Origin of the sequence: Flaviflexus ciconiae, assembly GCF_003971195.1 — a bacterium.
In the GTDB taxonomy this organism is placed as follows: Bacteria; Actinomycetota; Actinomycetes; order Actinomycetales; family Actinomycetaceae; genus Flaviflexus; species Flaviflexus ciconiae.
Genome location: NZ_CP034593.1, coordinates 301,335 through 316,560, shown reverse-complemented (window position 1 = coordinate 316,560; position 15,226 = coordinate 301,335). Strand labels below are relative to the sequence as shown.

At 60.6% G+C, this 15,226-nt stretch carries 15 protein-coding genes and 1 pseudogene; 2 read left to right on the top strand and 14 right to left on the bottom strand.

The window, feature by feature from the left end; all coding sequences use genetic code 11:
• Positions 1–28: 28 nt before the first annotated feature.
• Positions 29–649: a class I SAM-dependent methyltransferase gene (locus tag EJ997_RS01480; RefSeq protein WP_126703007.1), complete on the top strand. Its 621-nt coding sequence runs from the start codon at positions 29–31 to the stop codon at positions 647–649.
• Here EJ997_RS01480 and EJ997_RS01475 read toward each other — a convergent pair.
• From EJ997_RS01475 to pgsA, 11 genes and pseudogenes are all read right to left on the bottom strand, one after another.
• The gene (locus EJ997_RS01475; RefSeq protein WP_126703006.1) at positions 615–1,496 is read right to left on the bottom strand and encodes a diaminopimelate epimerase; all 882 of its coding nucleotides are present in this window, start codon (positions 1,494–1,496) and stop codon (positions 615–617) included. The genes EJ997_RS01480 and EJ997_RS01475 overlap by 35 nt on opposite strands.
• Complete coding sequence (gene miaA / locus EJ997_RS01470; protein ID WP_126703005.1) at positions 1,493–2,410, bottom strand: tRNA (adenosine(37)-N6)-dimethylallyltransferase MiaA; 918 nt, start codon at positions 2,408–2,410, stop codon at positions 1,493–1,495. Before miaA ends, EJ997_RS01475 begins: the two co-directional genes overlap by 4 nt.
• Positions 2,407–3,965 (bottom strand): annotated as a pseudogene (gene miaB / locus EJ997_RS01465) (tRNA (N6-isopentenyl adenosine(37)-C2)-methylthiotransferase MiaB). The gene miaA and the pseudogene miaB overlap by 4 nt, the downstream one beginning before the upstream one ends.
• 49 nt (positions 3,966–4,014) lie before the next feature.
• Positions 4,015–4,401 carry a hypothetical protein gene (locus EJ997_RS01460; RefSeq protein WP_126703004.1) on the bottom strand — a complete coding sequence of 129 codons (387 nt, stop codon included), beginning with the start codon at positions 4,399–4,401 and terminating at the stop codon, positions 4,015–4,017.
• 2 nt (positions 4,402–4,403) lie between these two features.
• A complete protein-coding gene (locus EJ997_RS01455; protein WP_126703003.1) occupies positions 4,404–4,985 on the bottom strand; it encodes a SatD family protein in 582 nt (193 codons plus the stop codon).
• Positions 4,986–5,025: 40 nt separating this feature from the next.
• A complete protein-coding gene (locus EJ997_RS01450) occupies positions 5,026–5,538 on the bottom strand; it encodes a regulatory protein RecX (protein WP_126703002.1) in 513 nt (170 codons plus the stop codon).
• Complete coding sequence (gene recA / locus EJ997_RS01445; RefSeq protein WP_126703001.1) at positions 5,538–6,605, bottom strand: recombinase RecA; 1,068 nt, start codon at positions 6,603–6,605, stop codon at positions 5,538–5,540. Before recA ends, EJ997_RS01450 begins: the two co-directional genes overlap by 1 nt.
• A gap of 228 nt (positions 6,606–6,833) precedes the next feature.
• Entirely contained in the window at positions 6,834–7,058 is a 225-nt protein-coding gene (locus EJ997_RS01440; RefSeq protein ID WP_126703000.1) for a DUF3046 domain-containing protein, read from the bottom strand.
• Positions 7,059–7,164: 106 nt separating this feature from the next.
• Positions 7,165–7,494, bottom strand: a complete 330-nt coding sequence (locus tag EJ997_RS01435) for a helix-turn-helix domain-containing protein (protein WP_228201657.1) — start codon at positions 7,492–7,494, stop codon at positions 7,165–7,167.
• Between the two features lie 134 nt (positions 7,495–7,628).
• A complete protein-coding gene (locus EJ997_RS01430; RefSeq protein ID WP_126702998.1) occupies positions 7,629–8,129 on the bottom strand; it encodes a CinA family protein in 501 nt (166 codons plus the stop codon).
• A complete protein-coding gene (gene pgsA / locus EJ997_RS01425) occupies positions 8,104–8,715 on the bottom strand; it encodes a CDP-diacylglycerol--glycerol-3-phosphate 3-phosphatidyltransferase (RefSeq protein WP_126702997.1) in 612 nt (203 codons plus the stop codon). The genes EJ997_RS01430 and pgsA overlap by 26 nt, the downstream gene beginning before the upstream one ends.
• A 47-nt stretch (positions 8,716–8,762) precedes the next feature.
• Here pgsA and EJ997_RS01420 point away from each other — a divergent pair, with 47 nt between their 5' ends.
• A complete protein-coding gene (locus EJ997_RS01420) occupies positions 8,763–10,115 on the top strand; it encodes a CapA family protein (protein WP_126702996.1) in 1,353 nt (450 codons plus the stop codon).
• A gap of 430 nt (positions 10,116–10,545) precedes the next feature.
• On the opposite strand, the gene EJ997_RS01415 is transcribed toward EJ997_RS01420, so the two are convergent.
• From EJ997_RS01415 to EJ997_RS01405, 3 genes are all read right to left on the bottom strand, one after another.
• Complete coding sequence (locus EJ997_RS01415; RefSeq protein WP_126702995.1) at positions 10,546–11,010, bottom strand: hypothetical protein; 465 nt, start codon at positions 11,008–11,010, stop codon at positions 10,546–10,548.
• Between the two features lie 396 nt (positions 11,011–11,406).
• Positions 11,407–13,926, bottom strand: coding sequence for an FtsK/SpoIIIE family DNA translocase (locus EJ997_RS01410; RefSeq protein ID WP_206501744.1), 2,520 nt, complete (start codon positions 13,924–13,926; stop codon positions 11,407–11,409).
• A 201-nt stretch (positions 13,927–14,127) separates the two neighbouring features.
• Positions 14,128–15,153, bottom strand: coding sequence for an ornithine cyclodeaminase (locus EJ997_RS01405; RefSeq protein WP_126702994.1), 1,026 nt, complete (start codon positions 15,151–15,153; stop codon positions 14,128–14,130).
• Between the last annotated feature and the right edge of the window lie 73 nt (positions 15,154–15,226).

Below are 15,226 nucleotides of genomic sequence, written 5' to 3'. Positions count from 1 at the left end.
CAGCCGTGTCCTGCGGTAGTTTAGATCTGTGTCAGACCACTATTTCTCCTCACAGCCAACCGGCCCCGAGAAGCGCCGCGACTACAGCTTTACGATCCGCGGCGACCGCTTCGACATTGTGTCGGATAGCGGGGTGTTCTCGCACGACAGACTCGACAAGGGCACGCAGATTCTTCTCAAGTACGTGGTCGACCCGCCCCAGGAGGGCCTGTTCGTAGACGTGGGGTGCGGGTGGGGGCCGATCGCTCTAGCCCTTGCCACGGCGGCACCGAACGCCACCGTACTTGCCGTTGATGTGAACGAGAGGGCTCGCACCCTCACGGAGGAGAACGCCAAGCGTGCAGGCCTAACCAATATCATTGTGGCAACCCCCGACGAGGGGCTTGCCTTGGCAGCAGAGCGCGGGATCGACGCTATCTGGTCAAATCCCCCGGTACGCATCGGCAAGCAGGAGCTACACCAGTTGCTTCTCTCGTGGTTCGAGCACCTGGACGGCTACGCTGACCTTGTCATCGGAAAGAACCTTGGAGCGGATTCGCTTCACGCGTGGCTTGAGAACCAATCCTACGAAGTTGAGCGGATTGGGTCTTCGGGAAGCTTCCGGGTGCTCGAGATTATCGACCCTCGCCGGCAATCCCGGTCAGGCTAAACTCGGCGACAATCTCGGCCGGCCCGGTCATCTCGATCTCTCCCCCGGCAAATCGGATTTCCAGCCCGGTTCCCGCGACGTCAGCCCGGTAGATCCCGGTAGCGGTCTCCCCCGCCCACGCGTGGAGAGCCACCGCGGCGTCCCGGGCACCCTGCTCGACTGCTGGTCCCTCACCAAACACGCGTGCGGCAAACGCACTGAAGGGCCTCTCCACGCCGTCAAAGTCCGTGAACATGGCATCGCCCTGCGGGACGACCACCGTGAGGCGGGCTCCGGGGACGTTCGGATCGTACTGGGCCTGACCGGTCACAGCCGACATTTCCTCGTCTTTCTCGAGGGCCACGACCACGCCGAAGTCCGAGGAACGGACCATGAGGCCGCCGCGCACTCCCTTCACTCCATCGAGCGAAACAGCAACGTCGTATCCCCGGCTGACCGACTCCTCGCTCACCGGCAACGCCAGTTCATATCCGGTCGAATAGAGCAGCCCGGTGCGCGTCACGTAGAGCGGGCCCTCCGGACCATCAAACGCCACCGATTCCCCATCGAACAGATCGATAAGCCCGGAGACACGAAGATAGTGGGCCGCGAGCCGCGCGAACGGTCCAGCATGTACGAGAGGCCTGCCCGCGCTGTTCCAAGCATCGATCCTCCACCCAGCTTCCGTCTCGGTCCGCACGATACGCATGAGGCAGTCGGCGCCGATTCCGAGCCTACGATCGCAAATCATTGCGATCTGTTCGGGCCGCACCTCCCTCGAACCGTTGAGATCAGGAAAGATGATGGCGTCACTGCCCCCAACGTTTCCCTTGGTGAGTGTCAGGCCTTCGAGACTGGGGATGATCATGGGATCAGTCTATCGAGGACCTCGCCAATCCTGGTGTCAACTCCCGGCCCTGCTTCAACCCAGGTGATCCGGGGATCTCGGCGGAACCAGGTCAGTTGTTTCTTGACGAGCTTGCGGGTCGCGACCGATACCGATTCGATTGCTTCCTCCACCGTCATTACCCCATCGAGCACCGCCAGCGCCTCCCGATAACCGGTGGCGGTCCGGGCAGTTGGCGCGTCGTCGAGCCCGCACTTCCTCAACGCCTTCGTTTCCTCAAGAAGGCCGAGCTCAAACATTGTTGCGGTGCGCTGCGCAATTCTTTCGTCAAGGATCTTCTGATCGAGCGTCAGGCCAATGACCACGGTACTGTCGTAGTGGCTCGTATGCCGGGGAAAGACCGGTTGGAACGATCTCCCAGTCACTTCGTTGACTTCGAGCGCCCGAACCACGCGCCTCTCGTTGCGAGCATCAATAACCTTCGCCGAGGCAGGATCGACGCGCGCCAGCTCCGCATGCATGGCGGCGCCACCGACTTCGGCAAGCTTCGCCTCGAGCCGCTCCCTTACCTCCGGTACGGTCCCCGGGAAATCAATCTTGTCGAGAGCCGCCGAGACGTACAGACCCGAACCTCCCACGAGAATTGGGGTCTTGCTCGCGGCAACGATTCCGTCAATATCTTCCCGGGCATGATTCTGGTAAGCGGCAACCGAGGCTTCTTGGGAGATGTCGAGGACGTCGATCTGATGGTGCGTAATTCCGCGCTTTTCCTCGTCTGTCACCTTTGCGGTACCAATATCCATACCGCGGTAAAGCTGCATGGCGTCAGCTCCGACAATCTCGGAGGAACCCGCTCCTCCGAGGCTGTGGGCGAGGTTCACTGCCACAGCGGATTTCCCGACCGCTGTCGGGCCCACGACGGCAATAATTGTCATGGTCCGACGCGAAGAGTGGGGAGCCCGAGCGAGACGGGTCCGCGCGCCTCCGCATCCAGCTCCGCCACGCGGGCTTTGCCACGTGCCCAAGCCTCTCCGGCCCGGGTCCGGATGATCTCGAAAGTTCCACCGGTCACCGCAGAGTCCGCAAGCAAGTGGTGCGGGGCGCCGTGCGTGACAACGGCGCGCACCATATCCCCGGGACGGGGAAGGTTCTCAACGTGGTTCTCCCCAGAGAACGTGTCCGCATAGGGACGGAGCTCGTCAGGAAGAGCGACATGGACAAGCCGATTGTCTTCGGCCCGGCCGGTTAGCCGAGCGGTATCGGCATCCTTACGTCCTTCACCCTCAGCAATGAGGACCTCGACGGTGCGACCAACAATCTCCTCGTTTTCTTCGGTGGAGATGCGCTTCTGAAGGTCGAGAAGCCGGCGGTAGCGCTCTCCTGCGACCTCGGCAGGAACCTGGCCCTCCATGTCGGCCGCCGGGGTTCCCGGCCGAGGGGAGTACAGGAATGTGAAGGCCGAGGAGAAGCGGGACTGTTCAACGACGTCCAGCGTTGCCTGGAAGTCCTCTTCGGTCTCCCCCGGGAAGCCGACGATGATGTCTGTCGTGATCGCGGCATTCGGGATCCTCTCCCGAACAGCATCGAGAATTCCGAGGAACTTCTTTGACCGGTACGAGCGCCTCATGGCACGGAGAATACGATCGGAGCCTGACTGGAGCGGCATGTGCAGCGAGGGCATGACGTTGTGCGTCTCCGCCATCGCATCAATGACGTCGTTCGTGAAGGCAGCGGGGTGCGGGGATGTGAACCGGACGCGCTCCAGCCCCTCAATCTCCCCGCAGGCGCGCAGCAGGTCCGCGAAGGCCCCCTTCTGCCCAAAGCCAACGCCGTACGAGTTGACGTTCTGTCCAAGCAGGGTCACCTCGATCGCGCCGTCAGCGACAACCGCGCCAACCTCGGCGAGGATTTCCCCTGGTCTGCGGTCACGTTCCTTGCCTCTTAGCTGGGGAACGATGCAGAAGGTGCACGTGTTATTGCATCCCACAGAGATCGAGACCCAACCCGCGTAGGCGGACTCGCGCTTCGTGGGGAGAGTCGAGGGGAAGACCTTGAGTGACTCCTCGATCTCAACAGCCGCTTCATTGTTGTGGCGAGCCCGTTCCAGGAGCGTGGGAAGCACATCAAGGTTGTGGGTTCCGAGGACCACATCGACCCAGGGGCCTTCTCGACGATCCCATCGCCCATCTGCTGAGCAAGGCAACCGCCCACGGCGATCTGCATGCCGGGGCGCTCCCGCTTGACGGCAGCGAGCTGGCCGAGGTTGCCGAAAAGCTTGTTGGCCGCGTTCTCGCGGACAGAACAGGTGTTGAGGACAAGAACGTCCGCTCCGGCGTCGCCCGCCCCGTCATGGGCACGTGCGGCTGCTTCGGGGACCGTGTCGACGTGACGATATCCCGCTTCCTCCAGCATGCCGGCCAAACGCTCCGAGTCGTGGACGTTCATCTGGCATCCGAGGGTGCGGATCGCATATGTTCTGGGCAGGGTCATCTCAGTCATCGCCACCATTGTAGGGCCCGTGCCCGAACTACCAGGCAACTCAGACAATGATTTGCAACGCAATGAACCCGACAAGCCCGGCCCACAGGTAGCTGGCAAGGGAACCGATGATGAATCGTTCACTCACCGCCGGATCATCCTGAAGCTCGGCCCACCGTCCAAGCGACTTAATCGCAACAACCACGGCAATCAGTCCGGCCTGGCCAACAATGACAAGTCCTGTGGTGGCCATGCGCTCGAGCACACCGATAACCGCACCTCCACGGAGCACGTGCTTCTTCGCCGGGACGGGCGGGCTAATGACGAGATCCCCATCGTCCTTCGTTTCCTCCGGAACGACCCGGGCGATCGCCAGCACGCCCTCAACGACCGCCCACCCAAAAACCGAGGAGACGAGAAGGGCAATGATGGTAATAAGAATGTCCACGGTTACTGCGCTCCGTCCAGGAGAGCATCAAGCGTCGGCCAGGCGGCCTCCTCGATCGACTGAGCACCATAGCCCCTTCGTTGCGACACGGCCTCAACACTGATGCCCAGGCGGTCCGCAATATCTGAGACGGATTCCCCCGCCCTGTGCGCGTCAATGGCTTCCCATTGAGCATCCGTCCGCCCGGAAATGATGAAGCCGAGAACCCGTAATAGGGATTCCGCGGACGCGGCAGCGTCCACCTGATCGGAGTCAACCGCGACTGATGGAGTAAAACGGTTTGCGGACTTGGCGCGTTCAACGGCGCTGCGGGCGTGCAGATAGGCTGGGCCGGTTCCCGACCGCGCCGTGTCACCGAGGCTTGCCTCGCCTGCACCGATGCCGATATGCCAGGAGCCGTCGCGGATCAGAGCAAGGGCGATCTCTCGGACGAGACTGGGGTCCGAAATGACACCCTGCACTTCGTCACCTACCGTTCTCTCGAACGGGCGCTCGCACTCATACGATCCGAGCCGAGCGAGAAGCTCCGGCACTCGGTCATCCCCGCTACGAGATCCAATTTGGTCAATTGTTAGGACGAACATGCCGTCACCTACCCAAGTTCATAACCTTGATTTATTAATTTCAAGTGTAATAGCTTGAGTCATCATTGTCATCAAGAACGGCGCGAACGGCTGACATGGTCTGATCGGGGCTGAAGCCACGGCGCGCAAGTGCGCCATAGATGCGTCGCCGCCGGACCTCATAGTCGAGGCCCTCGGTCGAGCGCGCCTTCTTCCTCGCAAGCTCGAAGGCGGCCCGGCGCTCATCATCGGAGCTGACTTCTGCGAGTGCCTCTTCGGCGATCTCGCGAGAGATGCCTTTTCGATCGAGGTCGCGGGCGAGTCCCCTGCGGGAGATGGGCTTCTCGGCCATCCGGCTTCGAATGAGCGAGGCCGCAAACTTTTCGTCGTCGACGAGTCCGGCTTTCTCGAACTTGTCAACCATCTCCATGGCGAGATCCTCGGAGACCCCGCGGGAGGTTTGGGCGTCGATGAGTTGCTGGCGAGATCGGTCCATCATCGCCAGCTGCCTCATGACGATCGCCCGGGCCTCCTTGCGGAGTTCCTCCGGGGTTTCCTCACCGGTGAGCTTCATTAGAAGTCAGTAGGGATCGCTTCCTCGTCGGCACCCTCAGGGCTGGCCGCCGATTCCACGTCCGCGTACTGTCCAATGCCGAGCTTCTGCAGGATCTTCTGCTCGATTTCCTCGGCGGTGTCCTTGTTCTCGATGAGGTAGGTTCGCGCCTTCTCCTTGCCCTGCCCCAGCTGCTCACCTTCGTAGGTGAACCAGGCGCCGGACTTACGGACGATGCCGTTATCGACACCCATATCGATGAGACCACCCTCCTTGGAGATGCCCTGGCCGTACAGGATGTCGAACTCGGCCTGCTTGAAGGGCGGGGCCATCTTGTTCTTGACGACCTTGATGCGGGTGCGGTTACCGATCGGCTGGCCGGCTTCCTTCAGCGTCTCGATCCTACGAACGTCGAGGCGGACCGAGGAGTAGAACTTCAGGGCTTTACCACCGGTCGTGGTTTCGGGGGAACCGAAGAAGACACCGATCTTCTCACGCAGCTGGTTGATGAAGATCGCTGTCGTTCCCGATGCTGAGAGCGCACCGGTGATTTTGCGAAGGGCCTGGGACATGAGGCGGGCCTGAAGACCAACGTGGGAGTCTCCCATCTCGCCTTCAATTTCTGCCTTGGGGACAAGGGCGGCGACGGAGTCGATGACGACAATGTCGAGAGCACCCGAGCGGATCAGCATGTCCATAATCTCGAGGGCCTGCTCACCCGTATCGGGCTGGGAAACGATAAGGGCGTCGGTGTCGACACCGAGCTTGCGGGCGTAGGCCGGGTCGAGGGCGTGCTCCGCATCGATGAAGCCAGCGATGCCGCCAGCCTTCTGAGCGTTTGCTACCGCATGGAGGGCAACGGTTGTCTTACCGGAGGATTCCGGGCCGTAGATCTCAACGACGCGGCCTCGCGGGAGGCCGCCAATTCCGAGCGCAACGTCAAGGGCAACGGATCCGGTCGGGATGACCTTGACCTTCTGGGCAGACTGGTCTCCCAGTCGCATGATCGACCCCTTGCCAAACTGGCGATCGATCTGGGCAAGAGCAGTGTCGAGTGCCTTTTGGCGGTCTTCGGCTTTCACGGCCATTATTTCTCCTTGACTTGTGCGGGTAGAACAGGCGAACTGTAGGGAACCCGCCCTCTCCGAGCGGCAACCTAAGAGCAACGCTAGGCCACGCCTTAGGCACAATAATCGACAGAACTCCACGCTGTGGACATCTGCGATTGCATCGCTCCGGAGAACATCCTAACTGAACATTCGTTCGAAGAAATCCGCCACGCCGTCGGCGTGGCATTTTGGTTCGACCGGTCCGGACTACTTTTTCTTTTGTTCCTTGCGGTGCGGGAACATGTGGTCCTCCCCCAAGTCCATCTCTTCGCATAGGGCGAGCCAGATCTTCTGTGGCTTCTCGCCGTCCTCGATGAGCTCCGCCGCGGTCTTGTGTCCAAGGGACGGGAGGGCAAGGGACCTGGTGAGGGCCTGGCCGTAGGCGGTGCCGAATTCGTTGTCGACAACTTTCCAGAATTCCGAGTGGTTCATGCGGGGGGGGGGTCTCAGCGATCGTTCGGATGGTGCGCAATGGTGCGGTCATTGTCGTGGGGAATGCAAAAGCCGCGGCATCAGCCGCGGCTTCCGCAGTATCAGGTTAGTTCACGCCAGCTTCGGCGAGAGCTTCCTGGACGGTGTCGGGGACCCGGAAGCTCGGGGGCACACGGCCCTCCGACAGGTCGATCCGGTCAGCCACGAGGCGAAGCACGTGGCCGAGGGGGACGTTGAGCGCCTGCGTGATTGAGAGAAGAAGCTCCGAGGAAGCTTCCTTCTGTCCACGCTCAACTTCCGAAAGGTAGCCGAGCGATACGCGTGCGTCCGAGGACACCTCGCGTAGCGTGCGGCCCTGGCGCTGGCGGTATGCCCGCAGGACATCGCCGAGTTCACGACGAAGGAGTACAGGTTCGGACGACTTGGAGGCGCCCATGTCGCGCGGGCGAATAATTTCGGTCTGGTTCTTCCGGTTTACGCCGGTTCGTGTTTCCATTGTCATCACCTAGTTCAACGAGGTATTCCCGATATTTGTTCCCGATGAGCCAAAAAGGCCGGGAACGCCACAGACTATTTCCAGGTTTCTATCTTTTGGCGGAATTTCGCCAGTTTTTCCGGTAGTTCCATCTCCGCCAGAATATGCAGGGCGGCTAGGACGGAAGATTCCCGAATATTTTCTCGACCGCCCGGGAATAGGAACAGAGTTGCCCGACCATCCTCCCGGCCGATCCAGACGGTGCCAGCGTCGAAACCGTCGGCAGGGCCGGGTCCCGCCACTCCCGTTGTCGAAACGGTGTGGGTCGCTCCGGTCAGCTCGGCAACTCCCCGCGCCATCTGAACTGCCACCTGGCCGTTGACGGGGCCTTCTCGGTTTAGAAGGTCCCGGTCGACGTCTAGAACATGGGCTTTGATTTCATTCGTGTAGGACACAACTCCGCCCCGGAGGATCTCGGAGATTCCCGGGACCTGGACAAGGGTTGCGCAGACGAGACCGCCGGTCAGGGATTCCGCCACCGCTATGGTGTCGCCCTTCTTGAGGAGGACCTCACTCGGGCTGGTTGTCGCTGCCATGGTTCTTCTCGTATTCCTTGTTGATTCGGATCGCATCCTGGACGTATTGGATCGCGGACCAAATGGAGGTGATGAGGGCCCCTGCAACGAGGACCCAGGTTGCCCACTCCATGGTTGTGGCTGCCCAGTCCGGCAGGAAGGAGCGCCAGGGCAGGAGGAGTCCGCCGATGAAGAGGGACTGGAGCATCATCTTGAGCTTGCCGCCCTTGCCCGCCGCCATCACCGATTTCCGCTTCATGTACATGCGCATGACGGTGATGCCGACTTCGCGGAGCAACATGACGATCGTGATCCACCAGGGCAGCATGTCGTGCCAGGAGAGCATGATGAGGGCGGCGCCGATCAGTGCTTTGTCGGCAATCGAGTCGGCCAGTTTCCCAAAATCGGTGATGAGATTCCGCGAGCGCGCCAGGTGTCCATCGAGCTTATCGGTCATGGCCGCGACGAAGAATATGCCGGTGGCTATCCACCGCGATGTGGGGTCGGCTTCCCAAAACGCCCATATGAACGCCGGGATCAGCAGCAACCTGATGATCGTCACGAAGTTCGCGATGTTGAGGACCGGTACCGGTTCTTGAGTGTTCACACCCCTAGCCTACGTTGTCTTGTCCGCCTGTCCCCTATGCTTGACCCATGTCCATCCGCACTTTCACAGCTGCCGCATTCGCGGCGACGCTCCTCCTTTCCTCGTGTTCGAGCGTGACCGAGGGCGATGACGCCACCACCGACGCGCCTTCTCACACAGGTGCGCAGGAGCCAACGGCCTCCTCCGATACAGACACTGGCGAAGGCTCGGCCGAGGGGTCCGACGAGAATACCGCTGAGCCTTCCGCGTCAGGTGAGCCGGAGCCGACGGAGCCCGAGGTTGATCCGGCTGAGGTTATTTCGCAGCTGACGATCGTGTCGGGCGGGGATATTCTCCTGCACCCGTCGATCTATCAGACCGCCTGGGTTGAGGGTGATACGTACGACTTCACCTACCAGTACGAGCACATCGAGCCGTGGATCAGCGGAGCCGATCTGGCGCTCTGTTCGCTTGAGGTCCCGATCGCCCCGGAGGGCACGGCATATTCCGGATATCCGACGTTTGGGGCTCCCGCCGATCTCATTCCTTCCCTGAAGGAGGTTGGCTGGGACGGGTGCAACACGGCAACGAACCATACGATGGACAGAGGTTTCGCCGGCGTGGAGCGCACGAACACCGTTCTTGAAGAGAACGGCATGGGCTTTCATGGCGGGGCACGTACCGAGGAAGAGTCCGAGGAGGTCCAGTTCTACGATCTGGACCTGGAAGAGCGCACGGTTACCGTCGCTCATATCTCTGCCACGACGCTGACGAATGGAATCCCGATCCGCGGCGAGCAGCCGTGGTCCTGGTTCGTCATCGGAGAGCTGGGTCCCTACGAGACTTCCGATGTTGTCGACATGGCGGAGCAGGCCCGCGAGGACGGCGCCGATCTCGTTGTTGTGTCGATGCACTGGGGCACCGAATACGTCTCGGAGCCGATTGATGAGCAGCTGATTATTGCTGAGGAACTGGCAGAGTCCGGTCAGGTCGACCTTGTTTACGGCAATCATTCCCACGTCCCGGAGCCGGTCGTTGAGCTTGAGGGTGGCCCGCGCGGCGAGGGCATGTGGGTGGCCTGGTCAATGGGCAACCTCATTTCCGGCCAGACAATCGCCAACCACGGTTATCGCGTTACGACCGGATACCTGGGTACCGCAACCATCGATGTTCCCCGCGAGGGTCCCGCGACTGTCGCACAGCTGGACTGGACGGTTGTCACGCAGGACGCCCCAGGAGCGAACCGCCTCTACTTCCTCAACCAGGAACTCCGGGGCGGACGGCCCGCGACACTTACCCTGGGCGACGCTGAGCTCATTGCCCGCGGCGACGCCACCTACCCGGTGATGGAAGCCAACGGTAGTACTGAACGGCTCGACGTCCCCGAGCAGCAGGTCGAATCGGTGACCCCACGGCGGTAGTCGAACCCCGGGCACTAGTCTCCACCCAGTCCATTGACGCACCACGCGTCCACATATTCTTTGGATGAGTGTTTCCCAGCAATAACTCGTCGGGCAACGCTCGTCTCCATTTCGAGGCCGCGTTCACGTCGGCGACCGCGACAACGTTGTCTATCGCGACGGTACTGTCTATCGAAACCCCGTTGTCTATTGGGGCAGCCTTGCTCATCCGGCCCGCATCGGCACCAATCTCATTTACCGCAGCGGTTCAACGGGTGACGATCATGACCGTCACCCGCCCAAATCCGACTGCCAAGAGCCTTTTCTACGACTCGTCGAGCACGTCCAATGACACGGACCCACCGCCGAAGGTTTCAGGGAAAACATCCGCGCGCGTGGGAACGGCTTCGCCCTCGACGATCGGGAAAACGCCTTGGCCCGCCAGGGGCGTTTACCATACTGTGCCGTCCACCGTCCCGGGATTGGGTGTGTACTCCAAAGCAATGATGACGTAGTTACGTCCAGGAACCAGGTGTTCCTCCTCGGACGTTTCGCTCATCGTGCCCAGCGATGAGTGGACAAGCGTCAGTTCTGTTCCCGCCAGCGATTCGTCGCCCTTCAGGACGTCGTCGACCTTGACGGTGAGGCTCTCCATCGAAAGACCAGGATCATCGGCGTGGTCCGGCTTCCCATCTCCTCCATAATCGACATACTCGTCTTCGACATTCACAACCGTAACGACCAGTGTCGCGTCATGCTGGTTCTGTGCGTCGTCAAAGGAGCTGTAGATAACCGGTGCCACTTGAACGATGTGGCGCGAATTATCAGAATCGTCGCCCAGCACCGTGGTTGCAACCAGGACACCAGCCGCTGCAACTCCAACCGTGCTCAATGTGCCGATCAGTCGTCTATTCATGGCGCTACCGCCATTAGTGTTTGGGCTCTTGCCGTCTGGCTCTACCGACGAACTAGTGCGATGTCACCAACACATTGTCGGCGCACATTGGGTTTGGCAATTGGTTCGGCATAATCGGCTTGGCCGGCATTGGCCGGTGAGGTGATGAAGCATTCCAACTGGAACACGAGATTCCCGGTCGGGTTCTCACGAACCCTGGCGTCATGTTCCGAACAATACCCCACCTCCCCATTCAGTCAACACCCAAAAAGAGTTATCGAGCGCATATCGTTATCAACCGGGCAGGACTGCACCTGCCGCTTATAACCGAAGATCGCACGGTGGGTCGTGCGATCTTCGGGCAGGACCAAGCTGAGGAAACTAGCCGGTGTCAAAATGACCGGTTCCTGATTTTCCTCAGCGACCTGTTAGTTGCCAGGCATCCTCGGAGTCGTCATCGTCATCATCCCAGTAGTTTTCGGCCTCGCGGGCCGCGGGAAGAACTTCGGTTCCATCGACTGGACCTTCCTCCACCGGGGTCTCATACGTCTCCTGCGGCGGCTCTTCGCCGCGGAGCATAGCGAGAACCTCGGGGAGTTGATCTGGCTTGACGAGCACCTCGCGAGCCTTCGAGCCTTCGGAGGGCCCTACGATCTCACGAGACTCCAGCAGGTCCATCATGCGCCCCGCCTTAGCAAAGCCGATGCGAAGCTTACGCTGGAGCATCGAGGTTGAACCGAAGTCGGTTGAGACGACGAGCTCGGCGGCCTGGAGGAGGATGTCGAGATCGTCACCGATGTCGTCATCCACCTGCTTCTTAGCTTCGGGCTTCGCAGTCACGTCGGCACGATACTCGGGCTCCATCTTGCCCTTCACGTAGTCGACGACCTTCTTAACTTCAGACTCCCCAACCCAGGCACCCTGAACGCGGACCGGCTTCGTGGCACCGGAAGGCATGAACAGAGCATCACCCTGCCCGATCAGCTTCTCGGCGCCCGGCTGATCGAGGATGACTCGGGAGTCAGCCAGGGACGACGTGGAGAACGCGAGCCTCGACGGCACGTTCGACTTGATGAGGCCCGTGACAACGTCGACGGAGGGCCGCTGGGTGGCGAGCACAAGGTGGATGCCGGCGGCTCGTGCCAGCTGCGTGATGCGCTGGATCGAGGATTCAACGTCCTTCGGAGCAACCAGCATGAGGTCCGCGAGCTCGTCTACGACAACAACAAGGTACGGGTAGGGCTTGATCTCTCGCTCGGAGCCCGGCAGGGGCTGCACCTTGCCCGTTTTGACGGCCTCGTTAAACTCGTCGACGTGACGATAGCCGAACGCGGCTAAATCGTCGTATCTGCGGTCCATTTCCTCAACCACCCATTCGAGAGCTTCGGCGGCCTTCTTCGGGTTCGTGATGATCGGGGTGATGAGGTGCGGGATGCCGGCATAAATGGTCAGTTCAACGCGCTTCGGGTCAACAAGGATAAGCCGAACCTGGTCGGGCGTTGCCCTCATGAGAATCGACGTGATCATCGAATTCACGAACGAAGACTTACCGGAACCGGTCGCGCCCGCAACCAGCAGGTGCGGCATCTTAGCCAGGTTCGCAACCACATAGTTGCCCTGAACGGACTTACCAAGACCAACAACAAGAGGATGGGTCTGCTTCTTCGCGACATTGGATCGCAGGACCTCACCGAGAACAACGGTCTCGCGGTCGGCATTCGGAATCTCAATGCCGACCGCCTGCTTGCCGGGAATCGGAGACAGGATGCGAACGTCGGCGCTGGCAACGGCGTAGGCGATGTTCTTCGACAGTTGCGTGATTCGCTCAACCTTCACACCGGGGCCGAGCTCAACCTCGTACTGGGTGACTGTCGGGCCGCGGGAGAAGCCCGTAACCTCAGCACCGACGGAGAACTCTTCGAAGACCCGGGTGAGGGCGGCAACGACATTGTCGTTTGCTTCGGACCTCTCAAGGTGCGGGGCGCCCGCCACCAGCATGTCCATGTCGGGCAGTTCGTAGGCGAGACTGGACGACAGTTCCGGTTGCTCGAAGACGGTTGGCTCGGTCTCGGGCTCCTCGGGCGAGGGCGCGGGCGCCGGCAGATCAATCGAGGATGCGGAGCTCATGACCTGAGTCTTCGGTGTTTCCTTCGGAGCGGCAGGCTTTGGATTCCGCTTCGTGTTCATGTCGAGTGCCGGCAGGTCCGGCGCCTCGTCCATCTCCAACGGATCCTCGTACGGCTCGCTCTCCAACGCCATGGCGTCCTCACGCTTTTGACGCAACCGGTCAGCAAAGGGTGGGCGAATACTCTCCGGCCTGTTCGCCTTTGTGAAGTCGAGAATGTCGCGGATCGACGTAGCCGTTCCATAAAGGATCGCGAAGATAGCGAGAAGGAAAAGGATTGGCACCGCACCGTAGGGCGACAGCAGATACTCCAGTCCCCCACCTACTGCCCATCCGATAATTCCACCCGCGTTTTCTACGCTGTTGATGTCATCCATGGGGCTCGCTGCCCCGAGAAGAATATGAAGCACGCCGGTGATCGCGAGAACAAGGAGGACCGTTCCAATCACGAGGTTCTTGTTCGACTCACGAGTCGATTCACGGAACAGGCGGACCGCGAAGAACACGAGAACGATCGGGGCGAAGATCGACAGCAAGCCAACGGGGCCAGCCGTAGCGTGGTGGATGAGGTCCCCAAGGGCTCCCGATAGCTGGAACCATTCCCGCAGGGCAACGATAATCGCAAGCCCAATGAGGGTGAGCGCAAGTCCGTCCCGCCTGGCCGGAGATACTGGCTCCTTGACCTCGTCCTGGACAGGCTCGCGCCTGATCTCCGTCTTCGGGGTCTGCTGGCGGCGGCCACGTGCGGGCACTCGCCCACTCGTTTCCTGCGACGCCTTCCGTCCCGGTTTCCTCGGTTCTGACTTACTCACACCTCCGAGAATAGTTGGCCCACCAGCAGGTTTCCTAGGCACGCGCCGATTCTGTGCCCTTAGCGGTTTTTCTCACTGACACGAAAAACCCCACAACGACGCCAGCTCGCAACCATCCCCACCCTGAAACATCGGCCTTAAACTGCAGGGCGAGGCCGCTAGAAAGCCCCACAAGTCAGGGAGTTAGCGGAATCGAGCAGACTACACAGGTGCGTTTATTTTGAGGAGGGAGAACAGGTCCTTCGGGTCGTCCGGTTCGGCAATGATGTCGATTTTGGCTTGTAGGTCGGTTCCCGCGGTCTCAGCCTGGCAGACCTTGAGTGCCACAAAGTCAGCGATAGCGAAGCCGACGGAGTCGAAGATCGTGATTTCCTCGTCCGAGACCCGCCCCGGGTGGTCCCCGGTTAAGACCTTCCAGAACTCCGTCACCGGGGAGTCAGCATCCATCTGCTGGATTTCACCCTCGATTCTCGTTTGTTCCTCAAACTCAACGAAGACCGAACCTCCACGGAGGATCTCGACATCGAGTTCCGTCTTGCCGGGGCAGTCACCGCCAATCGCGTTGATGTGTACGCCCGGGGCCACCTGGTTGGAGTGCAGGACTGTCGCTAGCTGCTTGTCTGCCGTGCAGGTCGTAATGATGTCGGCACCGAGAATGGCCTCCGAGGTGCTCGAGCAGGACGTAATTGAGAATCCCAGGGGTTCCATGTTCCGCCAGAACTTCTCCACGGCACCCGGATCCACGTCGTACACGACAAGGTTCTCAATTCCGAGTGTTCCCCTCATGGCAAGCGCCTGGAACTCCGCCTGGCTACCCGTTCCAATCATCGCCATGGTTTGCGAGTTTGTGGGCGCCAGGTGCTTGGCAACCATGGCCGAGATCGCCGCAGTTCGCATAGCCGTCAGGAGCGTCATCTCCGCAACGAAGACGGGATAACCATTGTCGACATCCGCGAGCGCACCGAATGCCGTCACGGTTTGGAAACCTCTTGCAGGGTTGGAGGGATGTCCGTTGACGTACTTGAACGAGTACTGTTCCCCGTCGGTCGTTGGCATGAGCTCGATGACGCCGATCGGCGAGTGCGAGGCGAGCCGTGGGGTCCTCTCGAACTGTTCCCACCGCGCGAAGTCCTGTTCGAGTGCACCCACCATTTTCACGATGATTGGTTCCACGCCGTCACGCTGGATCCATCGCACCATATTCTCAACGCCAACAAACTGGGTCACTGCAACCTCCTACGAACCACGATGTTCACCAGGAAAGGACCGTGTCCTTTTCACCCATCCTAGAGGCCTCGCA

Excerpts from the sequence above, each read along its gene's own strand:
- EJ997_RS01475 (WP_126703006.1), bottom strand. The coding sequence starts at position 1,496 with ATGATCATCCCCAGTCTCGAAGGCCTGACACTCACCAAGGGAAACGTT.
- miaA (WP_126703005.1), bottom strand. The coding sequence starts at position 2,410 with ATGACAATTATTGCCGTCGTGGGCCCGACAGCGGTCGGGAAATCCGCT.
- EJ997_RS01455 (WP_126703003.1), bottom strand. The coding sequence starts at position 4,985 with ATGTTCGTCCTAACAATTGACCAAATTGGATCTCGTAGCGGGGATGAC.
- EJ997_RS01450 (WP_126703002.1), bottom strand. The coding sequence starts at position 5,538 with ATGAAGCTCACCGGTGAGGAAACCCCGGAGGAACTCCGCAAGGAGGCC.
- recA (WP_126703001.1), bottom strand. The coding sequence starts at position 6,605 with ATGGCCGTGAAAGCCGAAGACCGCCAAAAGGCACTCGACACTGCTCTT.
- EJ997_RS01440 (WP_126703000.1), bottom strand. The coding sequence starts at position 7,058 with ATGAACCACTCGGAATTCTGGAAAGTTGTCGACAACGAATTCGGCACC.
- EJ997_RS01435 (WP_228201657.1), bottom strand. The coding sequence starts at position 7,494 with ATGGGCGCCTCCAAGTCGTCCGAACCTGTACTCCTTCGTCGTGAACTC.
- EJ997_RS01430 (WP_126702998.1), bottom strand. The coding sequence starts at position 8,129 with ATGGCAGCGACAACCAGCCCGAGTGAGGTCCTCCTCAAGAAGGGCGAC.
- EJ997_RS01420 (WP_126702996.1), top strand. The coding sequence starts at position 8,763 with ATGTCCATCCGCACTTTCACAGCTGCCGCATTCGCGGCGACGCTCCTC.
- EJ997_RS01415 (WP_126702995.1), bottom strand. The coding sequence starts at position 11,010 with ATGAATAGACGACTGATCGGCACATTGAGCACGGTTGGAGTTGCAGCG.